General features: G+C 50.5%; 1 protein-coding gene. It reads right to left on the bottom strand.

The features are described 5' to 3' along the window. The coding region (locus tag CRD60_RS08295; protein ID WP_330848987.1) for a Na+/H+ antiporter NhaC family protein at window positions 1-665 on the bottom strand (665 nt) is incomplete at both ends.

Raw genomic sequence — 665 nt, 5'->3', positions numbered from 1 at the left:
GAAACAGCCACAGGCTTTTCTCTATCAAGCTCAGCCAGCATATCCTTCTGCTCTTTCGGAGTTAACCTACGTATACCAATTCCTGTATAACCCCAGATAGTAGCGAAAATAACGCCAGTCCAGCACAAGGTGGCCCAGGGCATGTAGCTCAGGGTCGGCACGCCCAAAGTAGCGGCCATATAGGCGCCGGCGGCGGTCCAAGGCAGAATTGGCTCGAAGATTGTACCGGAATCCTCAATGCTTCGTCCAAGATTGCAAGGGTGCAAACCGCGTTTGATATAGGCAGGACGCAGCAATTCCCCAGGCAGAAGGAGGGAAACCTGACCATTGCAAGTGGTGGAAATTGTGAGAATACCAGTGAGCAAGGTAATCACAATCAGAGAGCCAGTGCTTTTCGAGATTTTGAGCAGAGACATCACAATTTTGTTCAAGGCACCGGAAGCGGAGAGTACGCCCGCGAACGACAAGGCACAGAAAGCAATGAGCAGTGTGCTCATCATCGACTGCATTCCACCACGATCAAGCAGTTTAGTGATATCAGCTGCGGCAGGCCCCAGATCAAATCCTTTTCCCAACATCGTTGTATCGAAGCCGCCAACGATAGATGTAAAGGCATTGGTGACGGAAAAATGCTGAATGACTAAGGCATTAAACATGGCGACCGC

Origin of the sequence: Bifidobacterium aemilianum (assembly GCF_003315635.1) — a bacterium.
Lineage (GTDB): Bacteria > Actinomycetota > Actinomycetes > Actinomycetales > Bifidobacteriaceae > Bifidobacterium > Bifidobacterium aemilianum.
This window is presented reverse-complemented; position numbering and strand designations above follow the sequence as displayed.